The sequence below is a fragment of the Streptomyces sp. NPDC057271 genome (assembly GCF_042668715.1).
GTDB lineage: Bacteria > Actinomycetota > Actinomycetes > Streptomycetales > Streptomycetaceae > Streptomyces.
The window spans coordinates 14,176-33,342 of sequence record NZ_JBHUYJ010000089.1 but is presented as its reverse complement, the minus strand read 5'-3'; the positions used below and the strand labels follow the sequence as shown (position 1 = coordinate 33,342).

Here is a 19,167-nt window from a genome sequence, read left to right as displayed (position 1 = left end):
TCCACCCGGGCGCCGGTGCGGGCGAGGACCTCGGTGAAGCGCAGATCGCCCTGGAGGCTGCCCCGGCCGAGACCGGGCACGCGCACGCTCACCCCGGTGACCGCCGCGGCGGCGAAGACGTACGAGGCCGTCGAGGCGTCGGGCTCGATCGGCAGATCGGCCCCGCGATAGCCCGTCGGACGGACGGTGAACTCGCCGGGCGCACTCTCGTCCACCTCGGCGCCGAACCGCCGCATCAGGGCGATCGTCATGTCGATGTACGGCCGGCTGACGAGCTCCGGCACGGTCAGCGCCAGCGGCCGGCGCATCAGCGGGCCCGCCATCAGCAGCCCGGTCAGGAACTGGCTGCTGAGCGTGGAGTCGACGGTCAGCGCGCCGCCGTCGAGCCCCTGCGAGCGGACCCGCAGGGGCAGGCGCCCGCCGGGCCCGGTGGTGACCTCGGCCCCCAGCCGCCGCAGGGCGTCGGCGAGAGGGGCCACGGGGCGGGCGGTGAGCTGGTCGGAGCCCTCGAAGCCGAAGTCGCCGTGGCCCGTGGCCGCGAAGGGCGGCAGGAAGCGGGCCGCCGTACCGGCGTCCGCGCACCAGACGGTGCCCGCGCCGACCGGGCCTTGGCCCAGGCCGGTCACGTTCCAGACGCCGTCGTCGTCGGATGAGTCGATACGGACGCCCAGCCCCCGGAGGGCCTCGCGGAAGGCCGTGGTGTCGTCGCTCACCAACGGGGCGCCGAGGGCGCTCGTCGAGTCGGCGGCCGCCGCGAGCAGCAGCGCCCTGTTGGTGAGCGACTTCGACCCCGGTATCCGGGCGTGCAGGGCGGGGGTCGCCGGTACGGCGATGGTCATGGCTGTCCTTTGCGAGTACGGCCGCCGCGTGTGCGGCGGTCCGGGTGGGATCGCCGCACACCCCGGGCGTTCCGACGGCCGTCCCGCCCTGTGCGGCCGAGGTACGGAAGGCCGCCCGCGGTCAGCCGCCGGCCACCTCCGCGAGGAGGCCGCCGATGATCCGGGGTCCGTCGACGGTCAGTACGGACTCGGCGTGGAACTGCATGGACACGAAGCCGGCCGCCCGCAGACCGTGCACCTCGCCCGTCCCCGGGTCGCGGCTGACCTCGACGCGTCCGTGCACCGGGTGCTCGAACGAGTCCCCCGCGGAGTGCGCGGCGAAGGTGTTGTAGAAGCCCACCCGCTCCCGCGTGCCGAAGAGGTCGATCTCGTGCTGGGCACCCTGGTTGGGCGTCGGCCGGCGCACCAGGTCGAGCCCGATCAGGGTGCTGAGCACCTGGTGGCTGAGGCAGACCGCCATGAACGGCCGCCGCTCCTCCAGGAGCTGGGCCACCGCCGACCGCAGGTGCGCGATCTTCGGGTCGTTCGTCTCGCGCGGGTCGCCGGGGCCGGGGCCCATCACGACCAGGTCGTGCTCGTCGAAGCAGTAGCGCTCGTCGAAGCGCCGTACGCTCACCTCGCCGCCCAGCGAACGGATCTGATGGGCGATCATCTCCGTGAAGGTGTCCTCGGCGTCGATCACCAGCACACGGCGGCCGGACAGCGGACCGCCCGTGCCGTCACGCGTCCCCTGGTCCTTGAGCCAGAAGTCGGCGATGCGCTCGTTGCGTTCGTCGAGGGCCTCGCGGACCGCGGGGTGCGCACCGAACCGGATGGGCTCCGGGTCGCCGAGCGCGGCGAGCAGTCCGGCCGCCTTGGCCCGGGTCTCGTGCACCTCGGACTCCGGGTCGGAGTGGCGTACCAGGGTCGCGCCCACCCCGATCCGCATCATGCCCTCGTCGTCGATGTCTGCGGTACGGATCAGGATCGAGGAGTCCAGGGTGCGGCCACCGGCGGCGTCTCGGCCGATCAGGGCGGCCACACCGCTGTAGTAGCCCCGGCCCTGGGGCTCGTACCGGCTGATGACCCGCGCGGCGCTCTCCAGCGGGGAGCCGGTCACGGTCGGCGCGAAGAGCGTCTCGCGCAGGATGTCCCGCACGTCGCGGTCGGTCCGGCCCTCGATGAAGTACTCGGTGTGCGCCAGCCGCGCCATCTCCTTGAGATAGGGGCCCACCACCCGGCCGCCCTCCGGGCAGATCCGGGCCATCATCTTGAGTTCCTCGTCGACGACCATGTACAGCTCGTCGGCCTCCTTGGGGTCGGCGAGGAACTCCATGACGCCGTCGAGGTCCGGGCCGGCCGCAGGGTAGCGGTAGGTGCCGCTGATCGGGTTCATCACGGCCGTACCGTCGTGGACGCTGATGTGCCGCTCCGGAGTGGCGCCCACGAACGTCCGCTCGCCGGTGTGCACGAGGAACGTCCAGTACGCCCCCGCCTCCCGCTGCACCAGGCGGCGGAAGAACGACAGCGCCGCGGGCAGGCCGAACCCGGGCAGCCGCGCCGTGAACGAGCGCCGCATCACGAAGTTGGCGCCCTCACCGGTGCCGATCTCGTCCGCGACGACCCGCCGCACGATCTCCGCGTAGGCCTCGTCGTCGACGTCGAAGTGGCCGTCGGTCACCTTCACCGGCTCGTCGGGCAGCAGCGGAAGCGTCGCGCGCAGCGGCACCGAGGCCTGTTCGCGCACCGCCATCGCCAGCAGCGGCGCGCCGTCGTCGGGAGCGGCGAAGCCCCGCTCGGCGAGCTGACGGTAGGGGATGAGGGTGAGCAGCTCCGTGCGGGCGCCCGTGCCCTCCTGGTCCTGTGAGGGGAGGTCGAGGTCGGCGAGCGACGCGAGCTCCGTCACGTCGCCGGCCAGCAGTTCCAGGGTGTCCGGGTCCACCGTCTCGGGCCGGTGCATCAGTGCGAACGCGCCGGCGGAGCCGTCGAGGATGCGTGCCAGGAGGTCGTGCGCGCTGTCCTGCCTTGCCATGGGGATTCCTTTCGGCGGTGGGGCGCGATCAGAGCGCCGCGCCGCCCGCGTCGAGTTCGCTCAGCACGGTCTTGGCGGACACGACGCGGGCCGCGCGCTGTGCCGCGTAGTCGAGGGCGAGCCGGTGGTGTTCGGCCGAGAAGTCGGCCACGGCGTCCGCCACCAGGAAGGGCTTGATGTCGTTGGTGAAGGCCTCGACCGCCGTCATCAGGACGCCCACGTGCGCGTACACACCGCAGATGATCAGCTGGTCGCGCTGGTGGAACCGCATCCGCTCCAGCAGGTCGGACTTGAAGAAGGCGCTGTAGCGCCACTTCGTGAACGTCCAGTCGCCGAGGCCCGGTTCGAGGGGCTCGACCACCTTGCGGTGCTCGGGCGTGGGATTCATCCCCGGCCCCCAGAAGTCCTTCAGCAGTCCGCGCTGTTCGGGCGTCATGCCGCCGGGCTGTGCCGTGTACGCGATGGGGACGCCGAGCTCGGCACACCGTTCGCGCAGCAGCGCGGTGTTGCCGACCAGCGCGTCGCCGGGCGCCTCGGAGCGCGGGAACGGCTTGAGGAAGTACTCCTGCATGTCGTGGAGCAGCAGGACGGCACGCCGGGGGTCCACGGGCCAGCTGACGGTGTTCTCCGGCAGCTCGCCCTCCTGGGGCATCGGGTAGGGCTCGATCGGGGGAATACCGGGCATGGGCCGGTCGGTCCTCTCTTCGCTGGGGGCCGAGCGTGGCAGCGCCGACCACGGTCGGTTCGTGCGGTGGGTGACGTGGCCCGCCCGGCCGGACAGGAGGCGGTCCACGGGTACGGACGAGTGCGCGCCGCCGTACGGCGCCGCGTTCATCCCCGCCAGGCGGAGACGACGTCGATGGCCTGCTGCGGATTGAGGCGCGGGTCGCAGAAGCTGAGGTACTTGTCGCCGAGGCGGTCGAGGCCCGACTCGTCCATGACGCACTCGGTGACGGTCTCCGGGGTCGTCTCCAGGTGCAGGCCCGCCGCGACGCCGCCGTTCTGGCTCACCGCGGCCTGGAAGTTCTCGACCTCGCGCACGACCGTCCGCACCAGGCGTGTCTTGAGCCCCTCGGGGCTGGAGACCGTGTTCCCGTGCATCGGGTCCGACAGCCACAGCACCGGGTGACCGGCCTGGGCGACCGCCTCGACCAGCGCGGGCAGCCGCTCGCCGGCGTTGTCGGCACCCATGCGCGCGATCAGCGTCAGCCGCCCGGGACGCCGCTGGGCGTCCAGGCGCTCGCACAGGGCGAGGAGCTGGTCGGGCGTCATGGTCGGGCCCACCTTGACGGCGACCGGATTGGAGACCGCGGCCAGGAGCCCGATGTGGGCGCCGTCCAGCTGCCGGGTGCGTTCACCCACCCACGGCCAGTGCGTGGACGTCAGCAGCAGCGAGCCGTCCGGCTCACGGCGCAGCAGCGGAAGCTCGTAGTCGAGGAGCAGCGCCTCGTGGCTGGTCCACACGGGCACCTCGAGCTCGGACCGGGTGGCGGTGCCGCGCCAGCCCAGGTAGTGCATGGTGTCGCTCGCGGCCCGGTAGCCGCTCAGCAGGTGACGGGGGTCGGGCCGGCGCAGTACCGCGTCCGGCTCCGGACGGTTGACCATGTGCCCGCGGTAGACGGGGAGTCGGGTCCCGTTGACGGTCTCGGTCGGGGAGGAGCGGGGCTTGCCGTACTGCCCGGCGATCCTTCCCACCCTGATGACGGGCTTGCCCGAGGCGAGCTTCATGGTCCCGGCCAGCACGTCGAGCAGCGCGGCCTTGCGTGTGACGTCCTCGGGCGTGGCCTCGGCCGGGTCCTCGGCGCAGTCGCCGGTCTGGATCACCTGGAGATGTCCCGCGGCCGCTTCCATCAGCAGGGCGCGCAGACGGCGCACGGCGTCGGCGTCCACGAGGGCCGGCATCCGCCCGAGATCCGTACGGACCTCTTCCAGGGAGGCGTGGCCTTCCCAGTCGGGCTGCTGCAGCGCGGGTATGGACCGGAGGTAGGACTGAATGTCGATCATCGATTCCCTCAGCGAGCATGCCGGAGCGAATCCGGGCAGGAGCGGACGTGGTCAAATTCGCAGTGGGGCACGGGCACGGACGGGTGTCTGTCGGCGGGCTCCGTCCGGACAACGCGGTATTCAGCGGTTCACAGGCGGATTCCGGCGGACCATGAGTAATCCCGGAGAGTGCCGCGCGCTTCGTCGCGGCGCTTGCGTCGATCGTTCGAGCTTCACTATCGGGTCGACGGAACGGGCCACGCAACGACGGCCCGAGGAGTACGTCAAGTGCGCTCGGAGTTCACGGTGACGGCCGTGAGGAGAAGCCCCTGGGACCGCCTCCAGCGGCCCGCGAATCCACGGATTCGGCGTGCGCCGATTCTGGGTCCCGGTATGAGCAGACGGGCGGAGAACGTGCCGTCACCGGGAGAGACGGTGATCAGTACCTGGTCGAATTCCAGCCCTCGACCGGTCAGCGGATACCAGGCCTTGTAGACGCTCTCCTTCGCGCTGAAGAGCAGACGGTCCCAGCTGACATCGGGCCGGCGCCCACCCAGTTCCGCGAGGTGGGCGCGTTCCTCGTCCACGGTGACGAGCGCGCGGGCGCCGCTGGTGGGGATCGGCGCATCGGGCTCGGCGTCGATGCCGACCGCCGCGACATCGCACGCCAGGGCCACGGCCGCGGCGCGGTAGCCCGCGCAGTGGGTCATGGACCCGACGACGCCGGCAGGCCACCGCGGAGCGCCCTCGGCGTCGGGCAGGATCGGCGCGGCGGGCACGCCGAGCCGCGCGAGGGCCGTGCGGGCGCAGGACCGGACGGTGGTGAACTCCCGGCGTCGCGCGATGCCCGCCGTGGCGATCACCCGACGCTCGGAAGGAAAGAGAGGGTCCCCCGCGACGTCCTCGAATTTCTCGGCGGACACCGTGCGCGAGGGCAGCAGATTTTCGATCAACGCGACCTCGGTGCTGTGAATCGAGGGCACGCCGATTCGGCAGGGACTCTTCGTCGGCGTCGAATGTCTTTGCCGAATCGGCGTGTGTGCCGGTCGCCGGACCGTGTGAGAGGTCGATTCACACAGTCATGAGCGACGTCAGGTCCCGGGCGTATTTCTCGATGAGCGACGGGGAGATGTGCGGAATGTCCGCGTCGGCCCCGACCTTGGCCGCCTGCACCGCGGCACGGAATCGCTCGGAGGGAATGTCGGATCCACGCACCGCGGTCTCCGGTTCCTTGAATCCGTGAATCAGCGGCAGCGACGAATGATGCCGCTGCTCCTCGGAAAGCGCCCGCATGGCCGTCTCGAACCGGTCGAGCCAGTCCGCGTAGTCGTCGATCCTTTCGATGCGACGGCCCGACTCACTCAGCCAGTCGACGAAGGTGTCGAGCGAGATCCCGTCGTCGTGCGGGTTCACCAGACTGAACGTCCGGTACTCGCCGGTGACCTGTCCACCCAGCGACACGACGGCCGCGGCGGTGAAGTCCACCGGGAGCCCGTCGTAGTGAGCCCTCGGCCGCTTGCCCGTACCGTCGGCGCGGTAGAAGGACGCGGGGGCGATACCGGTCGCCAGGACGCTGAAGAGGAGCCGGGAGAACATGTCGGGGACATTGAGCTGACCGCCGTATCGGCTGTGGGCGAGGATCATGTTCGACCGGAACACCGTGACCGGGAGGCCGCACAGGTCGTGCGCCTCGCGCAGCAGGACCTCGCCCGCCCACTTGCTCGTCGCGTAGCCGCTGGCGTAGCCCGCGTCGACCGGCTGGACGGGGAGCGCCTGCCTGATGTCGGGGTCCTCGCCCAGGGCGGGGTTCCGGGAGGTGGCGACGGCCACGCTGGATATGTACGTGAACGGCTTCATCCGTCCGCTGAGCGCCAGGCGGACCAGCTCGGCGGTTCCCACCACGTTGGCCTCGAACAGGTGGTTGTACGGCAGCACATGGTTGACGAGCGCACCGGCGTGGACGATCAGGTCCACCTCCTCGGAGAGCCTCTGCCACGTACGGTCGCTCAGCCCCAGCTGCGGTTCCGCCATGTCGCCCGCCACGACCTCCAGATGGTCGGCGGCCAAGTCCTCGAACCGCCGGGCCAGCTGCCCGTCGCCGCCGGCGAACGACTCCTCGAAGCGCTTCCTGGCAGCCGCCACGTCCTTCCCGCGGACGAGGCAGATCAGCCGCCCGTCGGTCTTCTCCAGCCGCTCCAGCCACTCCATCGAGAGGAAGCGCCCGAGGTATCCGCTCGCCCCGGTCAACAGGACGGTACGGGGCGAACCGGCGGGAAGGGCCAGCCGCTCGGCCGCGGCGAGCGTCTCCTCGTCGATGAACTTGTCCAGGGTGAGGTCCGCGGCCCGGACCTCGCGGCTTCCCTGCCCGTGCACCGCGGCGAAGCCGGGCCGGTTCGCCGCGGTCCCGCGCTTGGCCTCGATGTGGTCGGCCATCTGCTGGAGGTCGGTGGCCGCACTGATGATCATGTCCACCGGGACCCGTACCCCGAAGACGTCGTCGAGCAGGTCGGAGAACGCCACCGCGGTGAGCGAGTCGCCACCCAGGTCCCTGAAGTGCGCCGAGGGGCTCACCTCGACCCCCGAGCCCGTCAGCAGCGCCTGCGCCGCACGCTGGAGCGTCTCGAGGACGGGCCGGTCCGCGGCACCGCGACGGACGTCCAGCAGCTGCTCGTTCTCGCGCGCGGCGATGTCCGCGTACAGCTCTTCGAGGCGCTCCCGGTACCGCTCCAGCAGACGGGGACGGAGAAGCTTCCGGTGATCCGAGAGCAGGCCGTTGTCCTGGCTGAACGGCTCGGTCTCGACCAGGAATTCGCGTGGAATCTCGTAGGAGTTCAGCCCCTCCTCCTTCGCGACCCGAACGAAGGAATCGCTGAGCTGCTGCTGCAGTTCCTCCACGCGATCGCCGAAACGGGCGAGGGCGTCCACGGAAGGAACGACGACCGCCAGGAGATAGGACCGCTCACTGTTCCCGTACACGAATATCTGACGGACCAGAGGACTGTAGGCGAAGATCGCCTCCAGGCGCGCGGTCGCCACGAACTCGCCTTGGGAGAGCTTCAGTACGCTCTTACGGCGGTCGATGATGGAATGGCGTCCCGGAGCGATCTCGGCGACGATGTCGCCCGTCTTGTAGAAGCCCTCCTCGTCGAGGAGTTCGGCCGTCAGCTCCGGATGGTTGTAATAGCCGGGAATCAGGGCGTCGGTCTTGAGCAGGAGCTCTCCGCGCGGATGCGGCGAATCGGTGAGGTAGTAACCGAGTTCGGGAACGTCGACCAGCTTGTAGTCGATGACCGGGGGGCTCAGCATCTCTCCGTCGACCGAGACGGCGGCGGCCTCGGTGGAGCCGTAGATGTTGTGCAGCTCGATGCCGAGGAGCGACTCCATGAACACCGTCAGCTCGGCGGACAGGGGAGCGGAGGCACAGCCGGCCCAGGCGACCCGGCCGCCCAGCAGATCCCTCCGCATGTCCGCCCTGACCTGCGCTTCGAGTGCGGCACGGTCGCCGCCGCCCGCCGCGGTCACGCGATCGAGTTCGCTCTGGTACTTCTGGAAGATCAGCTCGCAGACGCGCGGTATCAGTGAGAGCTCCGTCGGGCGCGCCAGCGCGATGTCCTCGAAGAAGGTCGACAGGTCGCTCCTGGCCGTGAAGTACGTGATGCCGCCCCGCGCCAGGGTGTTCTTCAGCGAGGAGTGGCCGGCGACATGGCTCATCGGCATGTAGCTGAAGGTGACCGTCTGGCCCTCGGAGAAGAGCTTCGACCACGCACCGCCCCACATCGCGCTGGTCAGCCGGTCGGTGTACATGGCGCCCTTGGGCGTTCCCGTGCTGCCCGAGGTGTAGATGAGCATCGCCAGCGGGTCGTCGCCGTCGGCCGGGACGAAGAGCGGCGCATCGGGAAGACCGGCGCCCCGGCGGAGCACCTCGGGAAGGGAGTCGACGCGCACGGGACGGCCGGCGCTCTGAAGACGGCCGCGCGCCTCGCCGAGCGCGTCGATGTGGTCGCTGACCTCCTCGTGGAAGTCGAACACCAGGATCCGCTCGACCGACGGGCTCCCCAGAGCGAGCTCGACCGCCCGGTCCAGGCGCTCGACGCTCGCGGCCACGAGGCGGGACTCCGTCTCGTCGACGATGGCTCCCTGCTGCGACGCCGGCGAACTGGTCTGGAGCGGGACGTTGGCGAACCCGAGGTACGTGCACGCCAGGTCGATGACGGTGTAGCCGCCGCTGGAGAAGCCGAGCATGGCGACGCGGTCGCCCGGCTTCAGCGGATGCTGCGCGTCACCGTGCCATTCGTTCGCCACCGCGCGTACGCGTGCCCACAGCTCGCCGAAACTGGTCTCCTCGTACCGGGGGAGCAGACGGTACGAGACGCGGCCGGTCCCGGGGTCCCGCACGAATTCCCTGGCCCGTTCACCGATCGCAGGCCGATCCGCGTAGCGGACCATTACGTTTTCCATCACTTGCGCAAGTCGCATTTTTGGTCTCCGCGTCGTGTACGGACCTGATCGCGAGGAAAGGGATCATCGAATTCGCCACCCCTGCTCGCGACGCGACGCTACCGACTCGGGCACCCCGTGGGCCAAGCCGAAGAACGTCTATGTCAGGTCCGTCGCACAAAAGGAGACCGCACGGCAGATCCGCCCTGTCGGAAAGGGAATTGCGGGCACACGAGAAAGCGCCGATACCGTACGGCATCGGCGCTTCGGCCGAGTTCAGTCGTCCCGCAGGGATTCGGCGCAGCGGTCGCTCTGGTGGATCTGGACCTGGATCTGGTGCTGGTTCTGGCTCTGAGGGTTCTGGCTCTGAGGGTTCTGGCTCTGACGGTTCTGGCTCTGGTGGGTCAGGACCTGCAACCCGTCGGCGGAACTCGCGTCGTTCGGCGTGTAGACCTCGAGACGGTGGTCGGGGCTGTCGGGCTGCAACCAGACCTGGTAGTCCACGCTCACGGCACCCACGGTCGTGTGCTGGATGTGCATGGTTCCCGTGGTGCAGTCCGCGACGTCCCGGTTCGCCCACAGGGCGGAGAAGTCGTCGCTGCGCATGGTGAGTTCGCCGATCAGCCCCGCCAGTCGCGCGTCGGTGGGGTAGCGGCCGGCCGTCAGCCGGAGGTACGCCACATGGGCGCGGGCGAGCGTGTGCCAGTTGCTGTACAGGTCACGCGTGACCGGATCGAGGAAGAACATCCGGGGGATCGACGGTCGACGCTCCGGATCGTCCGGCGTCTCGAAGCCGATGTGCTCGGCGAGAAGCGCGTGCCCGCTGCGGTTCCACGCGAGCACGTCTCCACGGCGGCCCAGGACGATCGCCGGCGTGGCCTCGCCCAGGGACTCCAGGAGCGCCAGGACCCTCTTGTGCGGTTCCTCCGCCGGGGGCTCGGCAAGCCGTGGCGTCGCCGAGTGCCGGGCGAGGTTGTGCAGGTGCACCGTCTCGGTCGCGTCGAGCTGCAGCGCCCGGGCCAGCGCGTCGAGCACCTGCTCCGACGCCGTCTCGGCCTGCCCCTGCTCCAGCCGCGTGTAGTAGCCGGCGCTGACTCCGGCGAGCTGGGCGAGCTCTTCCCGCCGCAGCCCGGGAACGCGGCGCCCGGTGCCATGGGTGCGCAGCCCGATCTCGTCCGGGGTGACCCGGTCACGGCGGCTCTTCAGGAACGTTCCGAGGCTCTCCACGACTGCAAGCGTATGCCGAACGCGTGCACGGCTGGGTATACCTGTCAGGTGTACCCCCAGCAGGGGGGTGGCTGTGGACATGGCCATGGCCGACGGTCGAGTCATGTCGGAACAGCACTCACACAACTCACCCGGCCTGCGTGCGTGGCTCGGACTGCTGGTCGTACTCGGGCCCGTCCTGCTGGTCTCCATGGACGGGTCGATCCTGTACCTGGCGATGCCCCGGGTCAGCCAGGACCTCACACCCACGGCCGACCAGGCCCTGTGGACCCTGGACATCTACGGCTTCGCGGTCGGCTCGCTGCTGATCGCGTTCGGCAACATCGGCGACCGGTACGGCCGGCTGAAGCTGCTGATGATCGGAGCGACCGTCTTCGGCCTCGCGTCCGCGGCCTCCGCCTTCGCGCCCAGCGCGGAACTCCTCATCGCGTCCCGCGCGCTGATGGGTGTGGCCGGCGCGACCCTGCTGCCGTCGGCGCTGGCCGTGCTGAGCGAGCTGTTCACCGACCCGCGCCGGCGGGCGCAGGCCATCGGCATCTTCGCCGCGGCCTTCGCGGCGGGCTTCGCCATCGGCCCGGTCGCGGGCGGCATCCTGCTGGAACGCTTCTGGTGGGGCTCGGTCTTCCTCATCAACCTGCCCGTCATCGCTCTCTTCCTGATCTTCGCCCCCGTCCTGCTGCGTGAAGTCAGCACGACCCGTCCAGGCCGCATCGACGCCTTCAGCGTCGCGGCCTCCGCGGCCGGCCTCCTGGGCCTGGTGTACGGCCTCAAGCACGCGGCCGCCGAGGGGTTCTCGCTGTTCTCCGTCCTGGTGGGCCTGGCCGGCATCGTGCTGCTGGCCCTGTTCGTACGCCGGCAGCGGCACCTCGAACACCCGTTGATGGACTTCTCCCTCTTCCGCGACCGGGTCTTCACCGTCGCGATCATCACGGGCCTGTTGCCGCTCGCGGCCTGGTCGGCGGCGGCCTACCTGTCAGGCGTCTACCTCCAGTCCGTCCTGGACCTTCCCGTCCTGCAGGCGGCACTCCTGGCACTTCCCGGCGCCGTGGTCCTCACCGTCACCTGTGTCGTCACGCCGATGTTCGTCGACCGCGTCGGCAAGCGGACGATCCTCATCATCTGCCACTTCTCCATCGCGGCAGGGCTGCTCTTCCTGCTCCCCACCACCATCACCGGCGGCGTCGGCTGGTACATCGCGTCCACGTCCATCGCGGGCCTCGGTTACGGCATCTCCTTCAGCGTCGTCGCCGACACCGCGGTCGGCGCGGTCCCGGCCGAGCGGGCCGGTTCGGCCGGCGCGATCGCCGAGACCAGCAACGAGATCGGCAACGCCCTCGGCATCGCGCTCATCGGCTCCCTCGCCGCGCTGCTCTTCCGGCTCCAGGGACCCGACCTCGCTCCCACGCTCGACGAGACCCTGCAGCTGCCCGGGCTCGCCTCCGCGGTGGTCACGGACGCGAAGTCCGCCTTCGTCACCGGCCTTCACGCCGCTGTGGCGGTGGCCAGCCTCCTGCACGTCGCGCTGGGCGTCCTGGCACTTCGCTGGCTGCCCAGGACCGAGGCGGTGGCGGAATCCCCGGCCGACGCCTCGGCCGCCCCGGTCGAGCGGAAGGCCGACCGGGTGGAGAGCACGCCTCGTTGAGACACCGGGCCCGGCGGCGCGGGCTCGTCGTCCGCCGGTTCCCCGATCACCAGGCGCACCCCATGAACGGCCGTGCCCCGGTCCGCAGCCTCCCCCCTGCGGACCGGGGCACGGTCGTTCTCCGGGCCGCCGGGCACGGGCGAGAATCGCCAGGCGCGCGGGCGAGCGGCATACGGCCGGGCCCGGACGGTCAGATGCCGTCCGGGCCCAGGAGTGTGAGAGGCCGGTGCCGTCAGCGGGCCGCCGGCACCTCGTACAGCGTGACGACCGACGTGAAGATCTCCTCGTCGTTCTGGTCCGCCGTGATCAGCATGCGAGGCCGCCCGTCCAGGTCGCGGGGCAGGGCCTTGGCCGTGACCCAGCACGGGGCGTCGAGTTCGGCGTACCGGCTGAAGTCGCACTGCATGCCGACGACCAGGGTCTGCCGCGGATGCGCCGCGGCCTGCGCGGCCTGGCGCGCGGCCTCCAGGAGCAGCATGCCCGGGGCGTGGTCGACGGGGTGGTCGAAGAGGACGGGGTGGGAGGTGTCCGTCCGCAGCTGCCAGCGGAGGGGGGCGTCGGTGCACGAGAGCACGACGTCCTGGAAGCGGTCGCGGCCCGTCTGCTGCGCCGGAGAGGGCGGCGGCAGCGGCAGGACCCGGGCGTTCGCGCTCTCGATGTCGGCGTACCGACCACGCAGCCGCTCGTAGACCGCCCGGTCCTGGATCGTGAAACCGGTACGGGCGGTGGCCAGTCGGCGTCCCGCGCGCTCGGCCGCGACGGAGAGCGTGACGGCCGTCGCCCGTTCCCTGCGGTACTTCACGTCCGAGGCGGTGATGTGGAGTTCGATCTCGGCGTCGGCGCCCCCGTCGACCCGCAGCGCCTCCGGGTCGGCGTCCCACCCGAAGTCCCTCCAGAGCAACTGGTGCCCGAAGGGGACGTCGTACGCGCCGTGCGACAGCAACGGCAGCGTCTGGCGCACCGTCTCCGTCAGGAGGAGGGGGTCGTGCCGTCCCAACCGGGTCAGGTAGAAAGCGTGCTCACATGGCCATCGGGCGGTGACGGTGAAGGTGTCGTCCCCCGTCCGGTGCCAGCTGACGAGGAGCACCTCGGCGGGATTCGTCTTATGGGTGTACGACATCGGCACAGGCACGGGACCGGTGGTCGTCCGGCCTCGCGCAAGGTCTATCGGAAGCACAACAGTTCTCCCCTGACTGTTCCACAACAATTGCGGGGTCGGAGCACTGGTGTCTCGACCGTCCGCTCACATAAGATAGTGGTCACTCTTTTTCTTTGTCGAGGTAATACGAGGTAACGGGCCAGTGGCGGAACACAGGCAGGAACGGGCAATCCGCACGCGGGAGCTGGTACTCCGGGCCGCGGCGGAAGTGTTCGACGAAGCCGGGTACCTCGGCGCGAGCATCACCAAGATCCTTGAGCGGGCGGGCGTCACGGCCGGCGCCGTGTACTTCCACTTCCGGTCGAAGGAGGGGCTGGCCCGCGCGGTCATCCTCGAACAGGCCGCGGACCTGAAGTTCCCCGAGGGGGAGGGCGGTCTCCAGCAACTCCTGGACATGACCGGCTATCTCGCGGTCGAGATGCAGCGCAACACCCTGCTGCGGGCGGGTGTCCGACTGGCGGTCGAGCAGGGGGTGGTGGGCAAGCAGGAGTACTCGATCTACGAGTGGTGGGCCGACCGCTTCCACCAGGAGCTGGTCGTGGCCCGCCAGAAGGACCAGCTGCTCGACGGCGTGGACGAGGCGGCGTTCGCGCAGCTCCTGGTCGCCGCGTACACCGGTACGCAGGTCATGTCGCAGCTCTCCACCGGCCGCGCGGACCTGCCCCGTCGGATCGCCGACATGTGGCGCTGTCTGCTGCCGGCCCTCGCGCCGGCCTCCGTCATCACCGGCCTGCGGATCCCCGAGGGCGACACGGTGGGCGACGCGGTGGGCGCCACGTGAGCCGTCCCCTTCGGGTCGTACTGACCGGGGCGACGGGGTTCGTGGGCTCACGTGTCCTGCACGGACTGACCGAGTCCGCGCGCGCGACCGGTCGCGCGCTCTCGGTCCGCGCCCTCGGCCGTTCGGCGTCCGCGCCCGCCTCCGCCCCGCCGGGGGTGACATGGACCCCGGTCGACCTGACGGACCGGGAGTCGCTCCGTACGGCGGCGGGTGGGGCGGACGTCCTGATCCACCTCGCCTCGCGCATCTCCGGCGACGAGGCCCAGTGCGCCGCGGTGAACGTCGAGGGCACGGCGGCCCTGGTCGACGAGGCCGTCCGCCGGGGCGTGGACCGTATCGTCCACCTGTCCACCGCCGCGGTCTACGGACCGGGCCCGCACCGCGGGATCGCGGTGGACGAGATCGTGCCCGCCCCGGTCTCACCCGCCAGCCGCACCCGGCTGGCCGGCGAGGCGCCGGTGCTGGCCGCGGGCGGAACAGTGCTGCGCCCCGGGCTCGTCCTGGGCGCGGGCGACCGCTGGGTGGTGCCCGCCCTCGCGGAGCTGCTCGAACGTGTCCCGGCCCGATGGGACGGCGGCCGTGGGCTGCTGTCGCTGGTGGACGTGGACGACCTGGCGCGTTTGATCACCACCCTGGCGACGGCACCGGAGGCGCCGGCGCCCGGAATCCACCACGCGAGCCATCCCCGGCCCGTCGCCAACGGCGACCTGATGGCGGAGCTGGCGGCACTGGACGTCCTGCCCGCGGCCGATGAGGACTGGCCGTGGGAGACCTGCCTTGACCGACTGCGGGACACACCGGGCCGTATGAGCGAGCGTCAGTTCTCGCTGCTCGCCCAGGACCACTGGTACGTCTCCGAGGACATCTGGCACACGACGTCCTGCCCTCCGGGCCCGGGCCCCCTGACCCGCCTCGCGGCGGCGGCACCCTGGTATCGCGCCTTCCTCGCCGAACGGAGGGTGGCGGGGGCGGCGCGGTAGCGGGGGCGCAGGGCACGGCGAAGGACCCTGTCCCGAACAGCCGCCGTGGTCGTCGGGTGTACGCGATCATGGCGGGATGGACGCTCGATTTCTTGGCATCAAGCAGCTGGCCGGCACTCCGTCCGTGGCGGTCGTGGTCGACGTCATGCGCGCCTTCACGGTGGCCCCCTGGGCCTTCGCCCAGGGGGCGGAGAAGATAGTTCTCGCCGAGTCGCTGGACGAAGCCCTGGCGCTCAAGGCCCGCCACCCGGACTGGGTGGCCCTCAAGGACGGACCCTCCCGCGCCCGGGTTCGACATCGTCAACTCGCCGGGCATGCTGCGGTCGATCGACCTCGGGGGGCGGACGGTGGTGCAGAAGACCACCGCGGGGACGGTCGGCGCCCTCGCGGTCAAGGAGGCGTCGCTGGTCCTGTGCGCGAGCTTCGTGGTGGCGGAGGCGACGGCCCGGGTCCTGCGCACACGCGCGTGCGACAGTGTCACGTTCGTGGTCACCGGTGAGGACGGCCTGGCGGACGAGGACCTGGCGTGCGCCCAGTACATGGCCCGGCGGGCCGCCGACGAGGCGACGGATCCCGCCGAGTTCCTCCGCCGAGCCGCCGAGTCACGTGCCGCGGCCGAACTGATCGACGGGATACGCCAGGGGGTCCACCCCGACGACGTCGGGCTCTGCCTCGAGGTGGACCGCTTCCCCTTCGCCCTGGTGGCGACCCCCGAAGGCCCCCTCATGACCCTCCGTCCCCACACACCGCCCACGCTCTGACACAGGGCGATCGGCCCGTCGCTGCGGCGCGCCGCTCAGGGAGAGGTCTCACCGCCCAGGGCGCCCGTCCCGGGGCCTCGGGGCACCGAGGGGTCGTGCCGTGTCAGCCGGTTCCTCGGTCAGGAGCGGCCGTTCCCCGTCGTGGGGCCGGGTGAGGCATCGGGCCGGCGGAGGCCGGGGGCGCCCTGGTGGGCCCGGGCATGGGCCTGGTCCTGGGCCTGGTACTGGGCCGGCCGGCTCTCGGCGACCTGATAGGTGGCCTGCTGTTCCGGGGCGCCTTCGGTCTTCATCGCCTTGGTCTCGCTCTTGAGGATGCGGGCGGCCTTGCCCGCGTTGCGGGCGAGCTCGGGCAGTTTCCTGGCGCCGAAGACGAGGATGACGACGATCAGGAGGATCGCTATCTCGCTGATTCCGAACACTGTTCTCCGCTTCCTGTTGTCAGACGCCGACGCCGAAGTCGGTCGCGAGGACGGCGAGGCCGGAGGCGTAACCCTGGCCCACGGCCCGGAACTTCCACTCGGAGCCGTGGCGGTCGCCCTTGGCGAGGCTCACACCCATGTCGTCTTCTCCCGGTCGTAGCGCTCGGGCGGCAGTAAATCTACAGTGATGTAGAAGGTGCGGGAAGTGTGGAGCGCGACAGTCACCGTTCCACCGGCGCAGGACGTCGCCGCCAACGCCACGGAAACAGGAGCGGGCCGAGCCGTGTCGTCTCAGTACGATGAACCGCCCAGCAGTGGCGGGTCGAGTTGGCGGGAGGGCGGCGGTATGACGGACCACAAGCGGGAGGGACGGGACGCGTCTCCCCGGCGGCGGGGCCAGGGGGAACTCGAAGCCCAGGTGCTGGCCGCGCTGCGGCAGGCGTCCGGCGCCCACACGGCGGGCTGGGTGCAGGAGCGCCTCGGGGGCGACCTCGCCTATACGACGGTCATCACGATCCTGACTCGCCTCCACGTCAAGGGCGCGGTGTCCCGCGAGCGGGTGGGCCGGTCGTTCGAGTGGACGGCGGTCGCCGACGAGGCCGGTCTCGCGGCGCTGCGGATGCGGAAGGTCCTGGACGCGGAGGCGGACCGCCAGGCCGTGCTGGCCAGCTTCGTGACCGCTCTCTCGCCCCGTGACGAGCGACTGCTGCGCGACCTGCTGGCCCAGGACTCCGAGGAGGGGGAGGGCTGACGCCATGGGGGTCTTCGTCTTCCTTCCGCTCGTACTGCCTCTGACGGCATGGCCTGTCGCCCGTCTCGCCGAACAGCATCTGCACCCACGCGCCGCGACCTGGCTCCTGTCGGTCGTCGCCGGGGTCCTGGCGGTGTGCAGCACCCTCTGCCTCGCGCTGCTCGTGGTGGTCGGCACCGCGCAGCTGCCCGGAAACCCGCTGCCGGACGGCTGGTCGGACCCCGAGGTCCGCGAAGCCGTCCCGTACGACGAGATCGCGGGCAGGGCCGCCATCCCCGCCCTGATCGCCGTCGTCGCAAGCTGCGCGCGGTCCGCCTGGCGCCACCACCGGCTGCGCCGACGCGCCTGGTGGGCGCTGGACGGCGTACGGGAGTCCCCGGTCACGGTGCTCCGGGACCCGACTCCGTACGCCTACGCACTGCCCGGCCGGCGTCGCCGTGGCCGCATCGTCGTGACGTCCGGGATGCTGGCCGAACTCGGCGCGCCCGAACGCAGGGCCCTGTTCGCCCACGAACGCGTTCATCTGGACGCCCGTCACCACCGTTTCCTGCTCGCCGTGCAGCTCGCGGCCCGAGCCAACCCCTTTCTGCGGCCCCTGCGTACGGCCGTCACCTACACCACCGAGCGCTGGGCGGACGAGAGCGCCGCCACGGTGATCGGCAACCGCCGTACCGTCGCCCGCGCCATCGGCAAGGCAGCGCTCATCTCACGCGGCGCGCCCGTGGAGACGCTGGCCGGGTTCGCGGACGCCGGACCGGTTCCGCGTCGCGTGGCCGCCCTGCTGGGACCCGCTCCCGCCGCCCGCCTCTGGCCGCCCGTGTTCACCACCGTGGGCCTGGCCACCTGGGGGGCCGCGGCCGGTACCACGGTCTCGGCGTTTTCCTCCGCGAACTCGGCCGTCACCCTGTTCCTCGTTCTCAAGGCGGCGACCCCGCTCTAGCTCTACGGAGCCGGTCCGGTCCTATGCTGGATCGGGGGTACCGGGGGAAGGGGAAACGGGTGGACTGGTTCTGGTGGGTACTCATCCTGTTCTGGACGGGCGGCTTCGCCTGGGTGGCGGACAACGTCCGTACCGCGCTGCGCAATCGCCACGAGCGCAAGCTGGAGCTGCTGGAGGCGGCGAAGCAGGAACGGCTGGCTCTTGAGGCCGCGCACAAGACGCCGGAGCCGGTGTGCGGGTGTACGCATCACCTCGCCAAGCACGACAAGCAAGGCCGGTGCCATGAGCGGGTCGAGGTCCCGACGGCATGGGACGAGACGAAGAAGCCCCTGCGGTACGAGGCAGGGCAGTGCAACTGCCAGCAGTACGTGGGGCCGCAGCCGCTGTCGCAGGTGTTCGCGGAGGAGCTGACGGACCGGGCCTGATGGAGGGGGGTGGTTGCTCGCGTCCTCGCTGACCGTTCGGTCTGACCGCCGCTCAGATCCTCGAACCGAGCGGCACGGTACCCGAGGCGACCTGCGGACCCGAGATCCGCATACAAGACCCGTCCCGCCCTGGGTACGTCGCCCGCCGGGTGAGCCGGACGGGGGCCCGCGACGGGCGGGCCCCCACCCGGTCGGTGGGAGGAACTACAGATCGAACTCGTGCGGCGGAAGGTCGAGGGCGAAGCACGCCTCCCGTACGACGGCCTGCTCGTCCTTGTCGAAGTCGCCGTCGGCGCCGCCGATGATGATGCCGATCTGGATGACGGCGCGTGCCTCGGCGGGCTTCTTCTTGGCCTTGGCGACCTCCTGGAGGACGCTGACCTTGCCGAAGGCGAAGTCGGCCGTGAGCTTGTTGCAGTTGTCGTCGAAGCGGCGCTGGAGGTCCTCCGCCGGGAAGTTCTGCAGCACTTCGTTGCTCATGATCAGCTGGGCGACCTTCTGGCGCTCGGACGGGTCGATGCTGCCGTCGGCAGCGGCGACGAGCGCGCACATGGCCATGCTCGCGTCGCGAAAGGCGCCGCTCTTCAGGTCGTTCTTCTTCGCCATGAGCTGGGTCTGCATCGTCGATGCGGACTCCTTGATGCGGTCCCACAGGGCCATTTCGGAACTCCGTTACGTGTCGGCGGGGGTCCGGGCCGGATGGGGGACGGTCCGAACCACCCTCATCTTCTACATTTATGTAGAAGCTATCAGGTGGAACTCCTTGACTCGCGGCCTCGGCGGGCCGCTTCAGCCGGTCGGCGCACCGGGAC

At 70.8% G+C, this 19,167-nt stretch carries 16 protein-coding genes and 2 pseudogenes; 7 read left to right on the top strand and 11 right to left on the bottom strand.

All coding sequences use genetic code 11. The features are described 5' to 3' along the window. The 7 genes and pseudogenes from ACFUJR_RS30185 to ACFUJR_RS30155 form a co-directional block, all read right to left on the bottom strand. Positions 1-839: 3-phosphoshikimate 1-carboxyvinyltransferase (locus ACFUJR_RS30185; RefSeq protein ID WP_383450934.1), on the bottom strand; the 839-nt coding region annotated here is incomplete at its 3' end. 121 nt (positions 840-960) lie between these two features. Next, a complete protein-coding gene (locus tag ACFUJR_RS30180; protein WP_383178017.1) occupies positions 961-2,850 on the bottom strand; it encodes an anthranilate synthase family protein in 1,890 nt (629 codons plus the stop codon). Positions 2,851-2,878: 28 nt separating this feature from the next. Beyond that, complete coding sequence (locus ACFUJR_RS30175) at positions 2,879-3,535, bottom strand: isochorismatase family protein (RefSeq protein WP_383178020.1); 657 nt, start codon at positions 3,533-3,535, stop codon at positions 2,879-2,881. A 146-nt stretch (positions 3,536-3,681) separates the two neighbouring features. Continuing rightward, a complete protein-coding gene (locus ACFUJR_RS30170) occupies positions 3,682-4,854 on the bottom strand; it encodes a 3-deoxy-7-phosphoheptulonate synthase (RefSeq protein ID WP_383178023.1) in 1,173 nt (390 codons plus the stop codon). A gap of 263 nt (positions 4,855-5,117) precedes the next feature. After that, positions 5,118-5,816, bottom strand: coding sequence for a 4'-phosphopantetheinyl transferase (locus ACFUJR_RS30165; RefSeq protein WP_383178026.1), 699 nt, complete (start codon positions 5,814-5,816; stop codon positions 5,118-5,120). A gap of 88 nt (positions 5,817-5,904) precedes the next feature. Next, positions 5,905-9,312, bottom strand: a pseudogene (gene car / locus ACFUJR_RS30160) (carboxylic acid reductase); the annotation flags it as partial. Positions 9,313-9,546: 234 nt separating this feature from the next. Continuing rightward, positions 9,547-10,497 carry a helix-turn-helix transcriptional regulator gene (locus tag ACFUJR_RS30155; RefSeq protein ID WP_383178029.1) on the bottom strand — a complete coding sequence of 317 codons (951 nt, stop codon included), beginning with the start codon at positions 10,495-10,497 and terminating at the stop codon, positions 9,547-9,549. A 103-nt stretch (positions 10,498-10,600) separates the two neighbouring features. Between ACFUJR_RS30155 and ACFUJR_RS30150 the strand changes: the two genes are divergently transcribed. Beyond that, complete coding sequence (locus tag ACFUJR_RS30150) at positions 10,601-12,139, top strand: MFS transporter (protein WP_383178032.1); 1,539 nt, start codon at positions 10,601-10,603, stop codon at positions 12,137-12,139. 232 nt (positions 12,140-12,371) lie between these two features. On the opposite strand, the gene ACFUJR_RS30145 is transcribed toward ACFUJR_RS30150, so the two are convergent. Continuing rightward, positions 12,372-13,259, bottom strand: a complete 888-nt coding sequence (locus ACFUJR_RS30145; RefSeq protein WP_383180284.1) for a ScbA/BarX family gamma-butyrolactone biosynthesis protein — start codon at positions 13,257-13,259, stop codon at positions 12,372-12,374. A 181-nt stretch (positions 13,260-13,440) separates the two neighbouring features. On the opposite strand from ACFUJR_RS30145, the gene ACFUJR_RS30140 reads away from it, so the two are divergent. The 3 genes and pseudogenes from ACFUJR_RS30140 (at position 13,441) to ACFUJR_RS30130 (ending at position 15,820) form a co-directional block, all read left to right on the top strand. Continuing rightward, the gene (locus ACFUJR_RS30140; protein ID WP_383180287.1) at positions 13,441-14,079 is read left to right on the top strand and encodes a ScbR family autoregulator-binding transcription factor; all 639 of its coding nucleotides are present in this window, start codon (positions 13,441-13,443) and stop codon (positions 14,077-14,079) included. Next, the gene (locus tag ACFUJR_RS30135) at positions 14,076-15,059 is read left to right on the top strand and encodes an NAD-dependent epimerase/dehydratase family protein (RefSeq protein ID WP_383180290.1); all 984 of its coding nucleotides are present in this window, start codon (positions 14,076-14,078) and stop codon (positions 15,057-15,059) included. Before ACFUJR_RS30140 ends, ACFUJR_RS30135 begins: the two co-directional genes overlap by 4 nt. 76 nt (positions 15,060-15,135) lie before the next feature. After that, positions 15,136-15,820 (top strand): annotated as a pseudogene (locus tag ACFUJR_RS30130) (2-phosphosulfolactate phosphatase). Between the two features lie 119 nt (positions 15,821-15,939). On the opposite strand, the gene tatA reads toward ACFUJR_RS30130, so the two are convergent. Together tatA and ACFUJR_RS30120 are read right to left on the bottom strand one after the other, a co-directional pair. Then, positions 15,940-16,239, bottom strand: coding sequence for a twin-arginine translocase TatA/TatE family subunit (gene tatA, locus ACFUJR_RS30125; protein ID WP_383180293.1), 300 nt, complete (start codon positions 16,237-16,239; stop codon positions 15,940-15,942). A 19-nt stretch (positions 16,240-16,258) separates the two neighbouring features. Beyond that, positions 16,259-16,378, bottom strand: a complete 120-nt coding sequence (locus tag ACFUJR_RS30120) for a TerD family protein (protein WP_383180296.1) — start codon at positions 16,376-16,378, stop codon at positions 16,259-16,261. A 207-nt stretch (positions 16,379-16,585) separates the two neighbouring features. Between ACFUJR_RS30120 and ACFUJR_RS30115 the strand changes: the two genes are divergently transcribed. From ACFUJR_RS30115 to ACFUJR_RS30105, 3 genes are read left to right on the top strand one after another with little or no spacing between them, the layout of a single operon-like run. Beyond that, positions 16,586-16,990 carry a BlaI/MecI/CopY family transcriptional regulator gene (locus ACFUJR_RS30115; RefSeq protein WP_383180299.1) on the top strand — a complete coding sequence of 135 codons (405 nt, stop codon included), beginning with the start codon at positions 16,586-16,588 and terminating at the stop codon, positions 16,988-16,990. A gap of 4 nt (positions 16,991-16,994) precedes the next feature. Beyond that, on the top strand, positions 16,995-17,930 hold the full coding sequence (locus ACFUJR_RS30110; protein WP_383180302.1) for a M56 family metallopeptidase: 936 nt from the start codon (positions 16,995-16,997) through the stop codon (positions 17,928-17,930). 59 nt (positions 17,931-17,989) lie between these two features. Continuing rightward, positions 17,990-18,355: a hypothetical protein gene (locus ACFUJR_RS30105; protein ID WP_383180305.1), complete on the top strand. Its 366-nt coding sequence runs from the start codon at positions 17,990-17,992 to the stop codon at positions 18,353-18,355. Positions 18,356-18,559: 204 nt separating this feature from the next. Here ACFUJR_RS30105 and ACFUJR_RS30100 read toward each other — a convergent pair whose 3' ends face one another. Further along, positions 18,560-19,015 (bottom strand): tellurite resistance TerB family protein, encoded by a 456-nt coding sequence (locus ACFUJR_RS30100; protein WP_383180308.1) that lies wholly within the window; start codon positions 19,013-19,015, stop codon positions 18,560-18,562. Between the last annotated feature and the right edge of the window lie 152 nt (positions 19,016-19,167).